At 60.5% G+C, this 13,127-nt stretch carries 10 protein-coding genes; 4 read left to right on the forward strand and 6 right to left on the reverse strand.

The window, feature by feature from the left end; all coding sequences use genetic code 11:
- Nucleotides 1-97: 97 nt before the first annotated feature.
- From FAZ30_RS07890 to FAZ30_RS07900, 3 genes are all read left to right on the forward strand, one after another.
- On the forward strand, nt 98-487 hold the full coding sequence (locus FAZ30_RS07890; RefSeq protein WP_124644438.1) for a rhodanese-like domain-containing protein: 390 nt from the start codon (nt 98-100) through the stop codon (nt 485-487).
- An 8-nt stretch (nt 488-495) separates the two neighbouring features.
- Nucleotides 496-1,251, forward strand: a complete 756-nt coding sequence (locus FAZ30_RS07895; RefSeq protein ID WP_124644437.1) for a GNAT family N-acetyltransferase — start codon at nt 496-498, stop codon at nt 1,249-1,251.
- 93 nt (nt 1,252-1,344) lie between these two features.
- The gene (locus tag FAZ30_RS07900; protein ID WP_124644436.1) at nt 1,345-2,784 is read left to right on the forward strand and encodes a hypothetical protein; all 1,440 of its coding nucleotides are present in this window, start codon (nt 1,345-1,347) and stop codon (nt 2,782-2,784) included.
- Nucleotides 2,785-2,889: 105 nt separating this feature from the next.
- Here FAZ30_RS07900 and gabD read toward each other — a convergent pair whose 3' ends face one another.
- The 6 genes from gabD to FAZ30_RS07930 form a co-directional block, all read right to left on the reverse strand.
- The gene (gene gabD, locus FAZ30_RS07905; RefSeq protein WP_124644435.1) at nt 2,890-4,350 is read right to left on the reverse strand and encodes an NADP-dependent succinate-semialdehyde dehydrogenase; all 1,461 of its coding nucleotides are present in this window, start codon (nt 4,348-4,350) and stop codon (nt 2,890-2,892) included.
- A gap of 91 nt (nt 4,351-4,441) precedes the next feature.
- Complete coding sequence (gabT, locus tag FAZ30_RS07910; RefSeq protein WP_124644434.1) at nt 4,442-5,707, reverse strand: 4-aminobutyrate--2-oxoglutarate transaminase; 1,266 nt, start codon at nt 5,705-5,707, stop codon at nt 4,442-4,444.
- 273 nt (nt 5,708-5,980) lie between these two features.
- Nucleotides 5,981-7,285, reverse strand: a complete 1,305-nt coding sequence (locus FAZ30_RS07915) for a TolC family outer membrane protein (RefSeq protein WP_124644433.1) — start codon at nt 7,283-7,285, stop codon at nt 5,981-5,983.
- Complete coding sequence (locus FAZ30_RS07920) at nt 7,282-10,344, reverse strand: efflux RND transporter permease subunit (RefSeq protein ID WP_199731046.1); 3,063 nt, start codon at nt 10,342-10,344, stop codon at nt 7,282-7,284. The genes FAZ30_RS07915 and FAZ30_RS07920 overlap by 4 nt, the downstream gene beginning before the upstream one ends.
- The gene (locus FAZ30_RS07925) at nt 10,344-11,429 is read right to left on the reverse strand and encodes an efflux RND transporter periplasmic adaptor subunit (RefSeq protein ID WP_124644431.1); all 1,086 of its coding nucleotides are present in this window, start codon (nt 11,427-11,429) and stop codon (nt 10,344-10,346) included. Before FAZ30_RS07925 ends, FAZ30_RS07920 begins: the two co-directional genes overlap by 1 nt.
- Nucleotides 11,430-11,443: 14 nt before the next feature.
- A complete protein-coding gene (locus FAZ30_RS07930) occupies nt 11,444-12,112 on the reverse strand; it encodes a TetR/AcrR family transcriptional regulator (protein ID WP_233578535.1) in 669 nt (222 codons plus the stop codon).
- A gap of 139 nt (nt 12,113-12,251) precedes the next feature.
- Between FAZ30_RS07930 and argB the strand changes: the two genes are divergently transcribed.
- Nucleotides 12,252-13,124: an acetylglutamate kinase gene (argB, locus tag FAZ30_RS07935; protein ID WP_124644430.1), complete on the forward strand. Its 873-nt coding sequence runs from the start codon at nt 12,252-12,254 to the stop codon at nt 13,122-13,124.
- Nucleotides 13,125-13,127 lie beyond the last annotated feature (3 nt).

A 13,127-nucleotide genomic window follows, 5' to 3' on the forward strand; every position in this document is an offset into this window, starting at 1 on the left:
TGAGTGGTTCCTGCTTGAGGGTAATAAGTGGTTCTTTTAGAGGAATCAATTTGCCCGTAATCTGCTGATATTGCAATGCATGAACAAGGAGAGGCTGATGACGCAGCTGGAGTTCTATCAGGCCAAGCTGGCCTATGAAATCGATGCCGCTGATGTAAAGGCAGCGCTGGATGCCGGGGAGAAGCTGATTCTGATCGATACCCGCGCCAGTAGTGCGTTCGAAAGGGAAACCATTCCCGGTGCCTTGTCATTACCGCACCGTACCATGTCGGTACAGACCACGGCCGCTTTGCCGCGTGATGCCTTGCTGGTGCCGTTTTGCGATGGCATAGGCTGTAATGGATCGACCAATGGGGCGATCAAGCTGTTGCAGCTGGGGTTTCGGGTAAAGGAGCTGCAGGGTGGGCTGGACTGGTGGAAGCGTGATGGCTACGCTACCGTTGGCAGCCATGCCGTGGCGGCATCCGCCATTCAATGTGCCTGTTAGGAGTGATCATGTCTGATGTCTTTATCGAGCAGCGTCTGGCAGCAGGCGAAGCCAATGCACTGGGCCAATTGCATGGTCTGCCGCTGCCGACGTGGCAGCCCTGTCCGCACCCGCCTGCTGTGGTGTTACAAGGTCAGTATTGCCGGTTGGAGCCCCTGTCGGTGGCTCGCCATGGCGAGGCACTCTACGCTGCGATGCAGCGGGATGTGGAGGGCGCAAACTGGACCTATCTGGGCTATGGTCCGTTTGCTGATCTGGCAAGCTATCTGCAGTGGCTGCGCAGTATGGAAGGCCTGGCTGATCCGCAGTTTTATGCCATTGTGGATATCGGCTCGGGGCTGGCTGTTGGTCTGGCCAGCTATTTGCGCATCGACCCGGCCAATGGGGTGATCGAAGTGGGTCATCTCAATTTCTCGCCCCTGCTGCAACGCACGCCGGCCGCGACCGAGGCCATGTATTTGCTGATGCGCCATGCCTTCGCGCTGGGCTACCGCCGCTATGAGTGGAAGTGCAATGCCCTCAACCTGCCTTCACGCCGCGCGGCCGAGCGCTTGGGCTTTCTGTTTGAAGGCTTGTTCCGGCAGGCGATGGTCAGCAAGGGGCGTAACCGCGATACCGCTTGGTATTCGATACTGGATAGTGAGTGGCCGATGGTGCGCCAGCTGCTGGAACAATGGCTTTCTGCTGATAATTTCGATGCTGCAGGACAGCAGCGGCAGGCATTGGCTGCCATAATGACTAGCTGGAGAGGCGCACAGCAATAAGGCAAATTGCGTGATTTGGCTGCCCCGAGGTTTCACCTCGGGCGGGCTGGCGGGTACAATGGGATGTTTTTGCTGAATTTTTCTGGTTGACTGATGACACCTCATCCCCGCAATGCCCATATCAAGGGCGAGCCGCAATTGCCCAACCGCTTCATTTTTGGCGACGCCGTGGACGAGTCCGGTCTGGAAGCGACCGAGTATCTGGTGCATACCGCTGCTCCGGCCTTTGTCTGCCGACTGGTTGGCAATGACTTCACCGACTTTGCCGGTCGTGATGAAGAGGAATTTGCCAGTGCGTTGTTGTTCGATGTGGACGGCAATCGCAGCGTATACGTATGCAACCGCGGCTTGCGCCTGTTTGATTTCAACTTCAGTGGCGAGGCCCCGACGGCATCCCGTCTGCAGGCCATTTGCGACGAAGCCATTGCCTGCTATCAGCGCTTGCATGAGGCCTATGCCGAACGCGAAGTGGGTCCCAAGGTCAGGGAAATGCGTCAGGGGCCGACCGAGCCCTTACCACCGGCCGAGCGCAGCCGTGCCATCCGCACCTTGCGTGATGCAGCGCGTGCCGCCACACAGGACCCGATCCATCGCGCAGGTTTTGCCGCCCAGGTGCAGCAGGCGCTGATGGGGGGCGATCAGGCGGTGTTCACCGAAGCCCAGCTGTCCCTGTTGGGCGAGCCGGCAGCGCGTGCCTTGCTAGTGAACAGCGCACGCGATGCCATTGCCTTTCCCGAGGTGGTGCGGGCGGATGGCTCGGTGATGTCTTTCGAATTGTGGGCCTTGCCGTTTGCCTTTTCCCGGGCACAGGGTGGGGTGTGGTGGCACTTCCCGCTACTGGAACGGTTGGAAACGCCGCTGGCGGATGCGCTGGATGTGCCGGAAAAGGCCATTTTGTGGATTTCTCCCACGCTGTTTACCGTGGACATGCTGAATGAGCGCGCCTGCCAGAACCTGATGCATCTGGCCGGGGTGATGGATGCTGGCTGTGATTTTGCGCCGCTGGATCCGGACTCCTCCCGTGCCACTTACGAGGCGGCGCGCAAGACGCAGGACCCGCAACTGGTGATCTCCTGGCTGCCTTTCCTGGTGGAGCGTGGCGCGCTGCCGGTGGAGCAGGCGCGGCAATTGTCGCGCAAGGCGCTGGATGCGGTGATGCCGCTGGTGCAACAGGCCATCGGTGCCGAGATGGAGTATGGCGAAGCCGAGCTGTTTGCTCCGCTGCCGTGGTGGGAGTCCTTGCAGGCCGGCGTACGCGCCTGGAACCGCAAGCGGCTGGGGCTGACCGTGGCCCTGATCGCGACTCGGGTTGGCGGTCTGCAAGACCTGCAAGCCGTGGCCGAATATCAGCCGGAAATGCAGGGTTATGAGGTGGGCCTCAAGCTGCGTGGCAGCGAAGAGCTGCTGGCGCGCTCGCCCTGGCTGATGGTGCCGGACGTGGCTCCGGACAAGGATGCGACCTGGCAGGACTTGTGCGATTGCTTGCGCGAGGCGGATATTCCGCTGTCGGAAACCATCGTCAAGCTACATTGATTTGTGGGCAGATGCCAAAGACAAGGGCCGCGTGAGCGGCCCTTGTCTTTGGCGGGTACGAAAAAAGGCCGCGCAAGCGGCCTTTTTCAGCAGGGATGACCGGACTTACTTGTCCAGACCACCCAGCAGTACGTATTTGATTTCCAGATAGTCTTCAATGCCGTACTTGCTGCCTTCGCGGCCGAGGCCGGATTGCTTCACGCCGCCGAAGGGTGCCGCTTCATTGGACAGGATGCCGCTGTTGACGGCGACCATGCCGTACTCCAGGCCTTCCGATACACGGAAGATACGACCCACATCGCGGGCATAGAAGTAGCTGGCCAGACCGAATTCGGTGTCGTTGGCCATCTGGATGGCTTCTTCTTCGGTGCTGAAGCGGAACAGCGGTGCCAGCGGGCCGAAGGTTTCTTCCTTGGCCACTTTCATCGCCGGGGTCACGCCGGTAATCACGGTGGGTTCGAAGAAGCTGTGGCCCAGTGCGTGGCGCTTGCCACCGGCTACCAGCTTGCCGCCCTTGGCCAGTGCATCGGCAATGTGCTCTTCCACCTTGGCCACGGCATTGGTGTCGATCATCGGGCCTTGGGTAATGCCGTTTTCCAGACCATTGCCGACATTGAGCTTGGCAACCGCAGCAGCAAACTTTTCGGCAAAGGCATCATAGACGCCATCCTGTACCAGCAGGCGGTTGGCGCAGACGCAGGTCTGGCCGGCATTGCGGTACTTGGAGATCATGGCACCTTCTACGGCGGCATCCAGATCGGCATCATCAAACACGATGAACGGCGCGTTGCCGCCCAGTTCCATCGATACTTTCTTGACGGTGTCGGCACACTGGGCGATCAGCTTGCGACCCACTTCGGTGGAGCCGGTGAAGGAGAATTTCTTCACGGTGTCGCTGCCGGTCAGCACGCTGCCGATTTCGCTGGAGCCACCGGTCAGTACCGAGAATACGCCAGCCGGGATGCCGGCACGTTCGGCCAGTACGGCAATGGCCAGGGCCGACAGCGGGGTCTGGCTGGCCGGGCGCACCACCATCGGGCAGCCAGCTGCCAGTGCAGGAGCAGCCTTGCGGGTGATCATGGCATTGGGGAAGTTCCACGGGGTGATGGCGGCGGTCACGCCGATCGGCTCCTTGGTCACCAGAATGCGGCGGTCCGCAGCCGGTGCCGGGATGGTGTCGCCGTACAGGCGCTTGGCTTCTTCGGCATACCATTCGATATAAGAAGCGCCATAGGCGATTTCGCCCTTGGCTTCGGCCAGCGGCTTACCCTGTTCGCAGGTCAGGATGACGGCCAGGTCGTCCTGGTTCGCCATCATCAGGTCAAACCAGCGGCGCAGGATGGTGGCGCGTTCCTTGGCAGATTTCTTTTTCCAGCTCTTGAAGGCTTCGGCAGCACCGGCCACGGCGCGTTCGGCTTCGGCCTTGCCCATTTTCGGTACGGTGGCGATGACTTCGCCGGTAGCCGGGTTGGTGACGGCAATGGTTGCGCCGTTGTCAGCATCCAGCCATTGGCCGTTGATATAGCACTGCTGCTTGAGCAGGGAAGGATCTTTCAGATTCAGCATGTCTCTCTCCAGTAGGTGGGCGGAGGATATTGTTTGTGCAGACGGCCAACCCCGCTGCCGGGATTGGCCGTTGCCATCAGCCGTTAAGCGATCAGGCCTTCAGGGCCGCTTCCAGCTTGGCCAGCGCTTCGGCGAAGATTTCATCTTCGATGGTCAGCGGGAACAGGAAACGCACCACGTTGTAGTACACGCCGCAAGTCAGCAGGATCAGGCCGGATTCCAGCGCCTTGGTCTGTACCTTCTTGGTGAACTCGGCATCCGGTTCGTGGGTGCCCGGCTTGTTGAACTCGACAGCGACCATCGCGCCCAGACCACGGATGTCGGCGATCTGCGGGATGTCTTTCTTCAGGCTGTGCAGCTTTTCTTTCAGCAGGTCGCCCAGCTTGTTGGAGCGTTCCAGCAGGTTTTCTTCCTGAATCACGTCGATGACGGCGCTGGCAGCAGCCAGACCCAGCGGGCTGCCGGCGTAAGTGCCACCCAGGCCGCCCGGTGCCGGTGCGTCCATCAGTTCGGCCTTGCCGACCAGGGCTGCCAGCGGGAAACCGCCTGCCAGCGACTTGGCCATGGTGGTCAGGTCCGGGGTCACATCGTAGTGTTCCATGGCAAACAGCTTGCCGGTACGGGCAAAGCCGGCTTGCACTTCGTCGGCAATCATCACGATGCCGTTGTCGTCACACAGCTTGCGGATGGCACGAACCCATTCGGCCGGAGCGGAGTAGAAACCACCTTCGCCTTGTACCGGTTCGAAAATGATGGCGGCAACGCGCTTGGCTTCGATATCAAACTTGAACAGTTTTTCGATGCTGGCCATCGAATCTTCCACCGATACGCCGTGCAGGGCATTCGGGTAGGCAGCGTGGTAGATCTCACCGACAAACGGACCAAAGCCGATTTTGTACGGGGCTACCTTGCCGGTCAGTGCCATGCCCAGCATGGTACGACCATGGAAAGCACCGCCAAATGCGATCACACCCGGGCGGCCAGTGGCGGCGCGGGCTACCTTGATGGCATTCTCGACGGCTTCAGCACCGGTGCTGAAGAAAGCGGTTTTCTTGGCGAAGTTGCCCGGGGTCAGCTTGTTCAGCTTTTCGGCCACGTCAACATAGGATTCGTACGGAACAACCTGATAGCAGGTGTGGCTGAACTTGTTCAGTTGCTCGGCGACGGCGGCCTGTACCTTGGCGTGCAGGTGGCCGGTATTCAGTACGCCGATACCGCCAGCAAAGTCGATGTAACGGTTGCCTTCGATATCCCATACTTCGGCGTTCTTGGCCTTGTCGGCAAAGAATGTACACATTACACCCACGCCGCGCGGGGTTGCATCGGCCTTGCGTTGCATCAGATCTTTGTTGCTCATTCCATCTCTCCTAAGATTGGGGTGCCTGGCGGCGATGTCCTGGACGGAAGGGCTGGTTGCGGCGGCGGCACTTTCGATGCTTTTTTGCCGGGTCAACCAGCTGCCGGGGCGATAATTCGGCGGCTTCCAGAGTCGTTTGATTCTAATCAGGTGTTTAGCAAAAAGCTACACTTGCTACAAAAAGTTAAACACTTGTTGCAAGACCAGCACACCATGAAAAATGGGGCCGCTGTGCGCACAGTAGCCCCATTTGATCAAAAGTCACAAATTTTCTTAATGCCGCACTGCCGCATTCACCTCTTGCAGCTGGTCCTGATCCAGCGTGCCGGCCACCTGTCCCAGTTGCAGGCGTGCCGTCAGGTAATCGTATTTGGCGGTAGCCAGGCTGGTGAGCGCATCGTAGTAAGCCTGCTCTGCCTGCAACACGTCCAGGTTGGTACGAATGCCCACTTCCTTGCCCAGCTTGGTGGAGTCAACCTTGCTTTTGGCCGATACCAGCAACTGCTGCTGCGCCCGTACCAGTGCCGCGCCATTGGTCACACCCAGCCAGCTTTTGCGGACATCCTCCTTGAGCTGGCGGCGGGCGGACTCGAGCTTGTCGCGTGCGGATTCTTCGCGGGCCAGTGCTTCGCGAATTTGCGAGTTGATGCCGCCCCCGGCAAACAGCGGCAGGCTGACGGACACGCCTATGCTGCTGCCGCGTGTCACCGGCAGGGCATTGGGCTGGTTGCTGCGGTTGTCGTTGTAGCCGGCATTCAGGGCGACTACCGGTAGCTGGTTGCCGCGCTTTTCGGTCACGGTCTGGCTGGCGTAGGCCAGTGCCTGCTCCGCTGCCTGCAAGGTAAGGCTATTGTTGGTCGCCCGCTCCAGCCAGCCTTGCAAGGTGCCGGCTGGCGGTGGCGGCAGCTGTTGCTGCAAGGGCTGGATGGCGCTGGTATCCAGCCCGGTCAGCCGGCGCAGATTGTTCTGGCTGATTTCCTGCTGGTTCAGCGCAACGATTTCCTTGGCGCTGGCAGCATCGAAGCCGGCCTGGGCTTCGTGGGTATCGATGATGGTGGCGGTGCCCAGCTCAAAGGCGGTTTTCGCCTGCTCCAGCTGTGTGCGATAGGCTTTTTTGCTGGCACGGGTGGCGGCCAGGGTGTCTTCGGCCAGCAGGACATCAAAATAGGCGCGGGCGATGTCGACGATCAATTGCTGCTCTGCCGCGCTGAAGGCCGTTTCTGCCTGCAGGCGGGCAATCTTGCCTTTCTGGTAGGCGCTGTACTTGCTAGTGTCGAACAGCGGCTGGCTCAGTTGCACGCCATAGCCGGAGCTGTCGTAAGTGGACTGTCCGGCCGGCTGGGTCGGGTTGGTATGGCTGTAGCTGCCGGTCAGGGCGACTTGCGGCAGCAACTGGGCGCGGCCCTGCACGGCCAGTTCGCGGCCGGCTCCCAGCTCGGCGCGCGAGGCGGCGTAGTCGCTGTTGTAGTCGCGTGCAGCCAGCCAGGCCTGGGTCAGGTCGAAGGCCGGCGTGGCCGTGCTGGCCAGCATCAGGGCCAGTCCACTCAGCAGCGGTGCGCAGTGGGCGTATGTCTTCATGATGTTCTCTTCGGTTTGCTTTCCACCCTGAACCACTGGGCGTACAGGGCGGGCAAAAACAGCAGGGTCAGCACCGTGGCCACCAGCAGGCCACCCATGATGGCCACGGCCATCGGCCCCCAGAAGGTGCTGCGGGTGAGCGGAATCATGGCCAGGATGGCGGCCAGCGCCGTCAGCATGATGGGGCGGAAGCGCCGTACCGTCGAGCCGATGATGGCTTCGTGCCGGTCTATGCCTTCACGGATGTCCTGTTCGATCTGGTCGACCAGGATCACCGAGTTGCGCATGATCATGCCGGACAGGGCAATCACCCCCAGCATGGCGACAAAGCCAAAGGGCGAGTGGAAGATGATCAGCGTCAGCGTGACGCCTATCATGCCCAGCGGTGCGGTCAGCAATACCATCAGGGTGCGCTGGAAGCTTTGCAGCTGCAGCATCAGCAGGGTTAGCACCACCACGATCATGAAGGGTGCGACGGCGGCGATGGCGGTCTGCGAATTGCCACTGGACTCCATCGAACCGCCCAGCTCGATGTGATAACCCAGCGGCAGGCTTTGTTCCAGCTGCTGCATCTGCGGCCACAGCGCGGCGGACACATCATCACCCTGCACGCCGTCGGCCACATCGGCATTGACGGTGATGGTGGGCAGGCGGTTGCGCCGCCAGATGATGGATTCTTCCGGCTGGTATTCGATCTTGCCCAACTGGGAGACCGGCACAAAGCGGCCACTGGCGGTTTGCACCTGCAAATTACCCAGCGCGGCCACGTCGCTGTGCTCCTGCTTGTTCAGACGGGCGACAATGCCGACGCTGCGGTTGCCATCGCGATAATCGGTGATGGTGGCACCGGAAATCAGCATCTGCAGCTGTTGCGACAAGGATTGGCTGTTGATGCCCAGCAGGCGGATCTTGTCCTGATCCAGCGTAATGCGCAGCGCCTTCAGCTGTTCGCCCCAGTTGATGTTGACGTGACGGCTAGCCGGATGGGCGCGCACTTTTTGTTCTACCTGGGCGGCAATGGCGCGGATCTTGTCATGATCCGGTCCCATGACGCGGAACTGCACCGGGTAGCCCACCGGCGGGCCGTTTTCCAGCCGGGTCACCCGGCCGCGCACCAGCGGGAAATCGTGGTCGAAGATGGATTCCAGCCGCGCCTTGACCTGTTCGCGCACATGCTCGTCGCCGGTCATCACCATCAGCTGGGCGTAGTTCAGATGCTGTTGCTGCTGGTCCAGCGGCAGGTAGAAGCGCGGGCTGCCGCTGCCCACATAGCTGGTGACGCTGAGCACGTTCTTGTCCTGCTTGATCAGCGCTTCCAGCTTTTTCACCTCGCCTTCGGTGGCGGCATAACTGGCACCACGTGGCAGCCACATGTCCACCATCAGCTCGGGCCGGTTGGACGAAGGAAAGAACTGCTGGGCCACCAGCAGGCGGAAGGCCAGCAAAGACAGTACGAAAATGCCCAGCGTGGTGGCAATGACGGTCTTGCGGTAGTGCAGACACCATTCCAGCAGCGCACGAAAGCGGATGTAGAAGGGCTTCTGGTAAACATCATGCGTCTGATGATGCATGGCCTGTTCCGGCAGCAGCTTGTAACCCAGAAACGGCGTAAACACCACGGCGACGATCCACGACAGGATCAGCGCCAGCCCCACCACGGCAAACAGGCTGAACACGTATTCGCCGGCATCGGACTTGGCCAGCCCCACCGGCAGAAAGGTGGCGGCGGTAATCAGCGTGCCGGTGAGCATGGGGAAGGCGGTGCTGGTGTAGGCATAGGTGGCAGCCTGGAATTTGTTCCAGCCCTGTTCCAGTTTCAGCGCCATCATTTCCACGGCGATGATGGCATCGTCCACCAGCAGGCCCAGCGCGATGATCAGCGAACCCAGCGAGATGCGTTGCAGATCGAGCTTGAAGAAGTACATGGCCAGAAAGGTCATGGCCAGCACCAGTGGAATCGACAGTGCCACCACCACGCCGGTACGCAGGCCCAGGCTGAAGAAGCTGACGGCCAGCACGATCAGCACCGCCTCGATCAGCGAACTCATGAATTCGCCAACCGCACCCTTTACCACCTTGGGCTGGTCGGACACAGCATGGATCTGGATGCCCACCGGCAGCTTGGCCTGGATTGTCTGCAGGGTTGCGTCCAGATGCTCGCCCAGCTTCAGCACATCGCCGCCGCTTTTCATGCTGATGGCCAGGCCCAGGGCCGGCTGGCCATTAAAGCGCATGCGGAAGGAGGGCGGGTCGATGAAGCCGCGGTGAATGCTGGCAATGTCAGCCAGGCGCAGCGTCTTGCCATTGGCCACGATGGGCGTGTTGGCCACGGCCTCTACCGTGCTGTAATTGCCGGTCGGGCGTACCCAGATACGGTCGCTGGCGGTTTCGTAGCTGCCGGCCGGCAGCATGGCATTCTGTTGTTGCAGCGCGGTCCAGATGGTGCTGGTGTCCAGCCCCAGCGAAGCGAGCTTGCTGCTGGACAGGTCGATATAGATGTTTTCGCTTTGTTCGCCCACCAGGCTGACCTTGCCCACATCCGGCACGCGCAGGATTTCTTCCTTGGCGCGGTCCACGTAGCGGCGCAGTTCTTCTGCACTGAAGCCATCGCCGGTGAAGGCATAGATATTGCCGAAGGTATCGCCGAACTCGTCATTGAAATAGGGCCCCAGCGCGCTGCTCGGCAGGCTGCTGCGCACGTCGCCCAGTTTCTTGCGGACCTGGTACCACAGGCCCTGCACGTTTTTGGCCGGAACATCTTCACGCAGCGTGACCAGCAACAGCGATTCGCCCGGCTTGCTGTAACTTTGCACGTATTTGATTTCCGGCATTTCCTGCAGCTTTTCTTCCAGCCGGTCGCTGATCTGCTGCTCCACCTGCTCGGCCTTGGCCCCCGGCCAGTAAGTCTGCACCAGCATGGCCTTGAAGGTGAATTCCGGGTCTTCTTTCTGCCCCAGCTGGGTGTAGGCCCACAGGCCGGACACCATCAGCATCACCATGAAGTAGAACACCAGCGCCTGGTGGCGCAGCGCCCATTCCGACAGATTGATTTTCTTCATCACTGTTCGCCTTGCTGCAGCAGAAGCACGCGCTGACCTTCGTGCAGCAGGTGCACGCCGGCGCTGACCACCTTGTCGCCTGGCTGCAGGGCACCGCGCACGGTGACGCTGTCGCTGTCCATGTTGAGGACGCTGACGGCGCGGCGGCTGACGCGCAGCGTCTTGGCATCGACAATCCACAGTGAATGCTTGCCCTGCTCATCCAGCAATGCGGTCAGCGGCAGCCGCATGGCGGCGCTGTCGCCATGGCTGGCAGTGGGCAAGGAAACCGTGGCGGTTTGGCCCAGTGCCAGGCTGTCTGCTTGCGGCAGGGTGATGCGCGCGGCATAGGTGCGGGTGGCCGGGTCGGCATCGCCGGCCAGTTCGCGTAGCCGGCCGTGGTATTGCTGTTTTCCGGCCCACAGGCTGATGGTGAATTCGGTTTGCTTACGCACGCTGGCCAGGGCATTTTCCGGAATCTGGATGGCGACTTCCCGTTCGCCGTCATGCGCCAGCCGTGCGATGGCTTGTCCGGCGGCAACTACCTGTCCCGGCTCCGCCTGCATCTGGCTGACGATGCCGTCTGCATCGGCGACTAATTGGGTATAGCTGCCCTGATTGTGGCTGGCTGTCAGTTGTGCGCGGGCTTCGTCGCGCTTGGCGCGAGCTGCGTTGACGCCATTTTGCTGGCTGTCGACCTGCGCCTGGCTGATGAATTGCTTGGCCAGCAGCTCCTGATAGCGCTTCAGATTGAGCTGCTGCTGAGCGAGGTCGGATTCTGCTGCGGCCAGCTGAGCTTGTTTGGCATTGCTGTCCAGCGTGGTGTCGCTGGCGTCCAGCCGGGCCAGTACCTGTCCTTTCCTGACATGCTCGCCGCTGTTGACCAGCTTGGCGATGACCTTGCCGCCGATACGGAAGGCCAGGTCAGTTTCGGTGCGGGCGCGGACTTGTCCGGCAAAACAGTTGCCGTTGTCTATGCCGCGCTGGCCGGCGCTAACCACGCGGACCGGGCGGATTTCTTCGCTGGGGGCTGCCTGTTTGCTGCAACCGGCCAGCAGTAGCAAGCCAAGCAGGGCAAGACGCCAGTGGTGGGGAGAGGTGGACATGGGTGTGTTTCCTGTCAGTTCTTTTTCAGGCCGTGCAGCACCAGATCCAGCGCGTCTTTGAGAAAACCGAGCGGGTCTTTGGTGGAGCCGATACAGCAGCCAGGCAACTGGCCGAAGGAGTGGCTGAAAATCATGGTGGTCAGCAAGGGGGCCAGTAGGGCATCAACCGTGTGCGCCAGCGGCACGGCACGGAATTCGCCACTGTCGATACCGCGTTGCAGCACCATGCTCAGCATCTGGTTGCTGGGGGAGATGACCTCATCGAAATAGAACTGGGCCAGTTCCGGAAAGTTGGCGGCTTCGGCAATCATCAGCTTGCACAGCCCGGCGGACTGGGCGCTGCCCACTTCTTGCCACCACTGTTCCACCATACGGTGCAGCAATTCACTGGCCGAACCGTCAAAGTCGCGGGCAACCAGGGCCAGTTGCTGCAGATTGGCCACGATGGTGCCACGGGCAATCGCCTTGAAAATTTCTTCTTTGTTCTGAAAATACAGATAGGGCGTGCCCTTGGTGACACCTGCTGCCCGGGCGATGTCTTCCATCTTGGTGGCGCGATAGCCTTTTTCTACAAACTGGCCCAGGGCGGCATCCAGTATTTCAGCGGGGCGGGCTTCTTTTTTTCTGCGCCAGCGGGCGATCGGGCAGTTTTCGGTCATGGATTTAACTGAATGTCTGTTCATTAATGTTCCGCAATGTAGTGCAATCGCCTTGTCATGGCAATTAATAAATCACTGTTCAGTAGCTTGATTGATTAGAATGCAACACATTGTCGCCAGTGGCCGGAATGGCTCCGGTCCTTACCCCCAGAAGGAGATTGTCGTGTCTGTAAATGCCGCTGAAAAAGCGTTGGTTCTCGCCGAGGCCCTGCCGTATATCCGCCGTTTTTCCGGCAAGACCATCGTGATCAAGTACGGTGGCAACGCCATGACCGACGATGCGCTGAAAGAAGGGTTTGCCAAGGACATCGTGCTGCTCAAGCTGGTGGGCATCAACCCGGTGGTGGTGCATGGCGGCGGCCCGCAGATCAACGAACTGCTGGAGCGCGTGGGCAAGGAAGGCAAATTCATCCAGGGCATGCGCGTGACCGACCAGGAAACCATGGATGTGGTGGAAATGGTGCTGGGCGGCCTGGTGAACAAGGAAATCGTGTCGCTGATCAACACGCATGGTGGTAAGGCCGTGGGCCTGACCGGCAAGGATGGCCATTTCATCCGCGCAGAAAAGATGTTCCTCAGCGATGAGAGCGAAGACAAGATCGACATTGGCCAGGTAGGCGAGATCTCCAGCATTGATCCGGCGCTGGTGTCGCTGCTGGATCGCCAGGATTTCATCCCGGTGATCGCCCCCATCGGTGTGGGCAGTCAGGGCGAAGCCTACAATATCAATGCCGACCTGGTCGCCGGCAAGCTGGCCGAAACCCTGAACGCCGAAAAGCTGATCCTGATGACCAACACCCCGGGCGTGCTGGACAAGGAAGGCAAGCTGCTGACTGGCTTGACCGCCGAGCAGGTGGACGCCCTGTTTGCCGATGGCACCATCCACGGCGGCATGCTGCCCAAGATCAGTTCGGCGCTGGATGCGGCACGTAGTGGTGTGAATACCGTGCACATCATCGATGGCCGCGTACCGCATGCGCTGCTGCTGGAAATCATGACCGACGACGGTGTCGGCACCATGATCCGCGCCGGCTAGGCG

Source organism: Aquitalea aquatilis (assembly GCF_005155025.1).
GTDB classification, from domain to species: Bacteria; Pseudomonadota; Gammaproteobacteria; order Burkholderiales; family Chromobacteriaceae; genus Aquitalea; species Aquitalea aquatilis.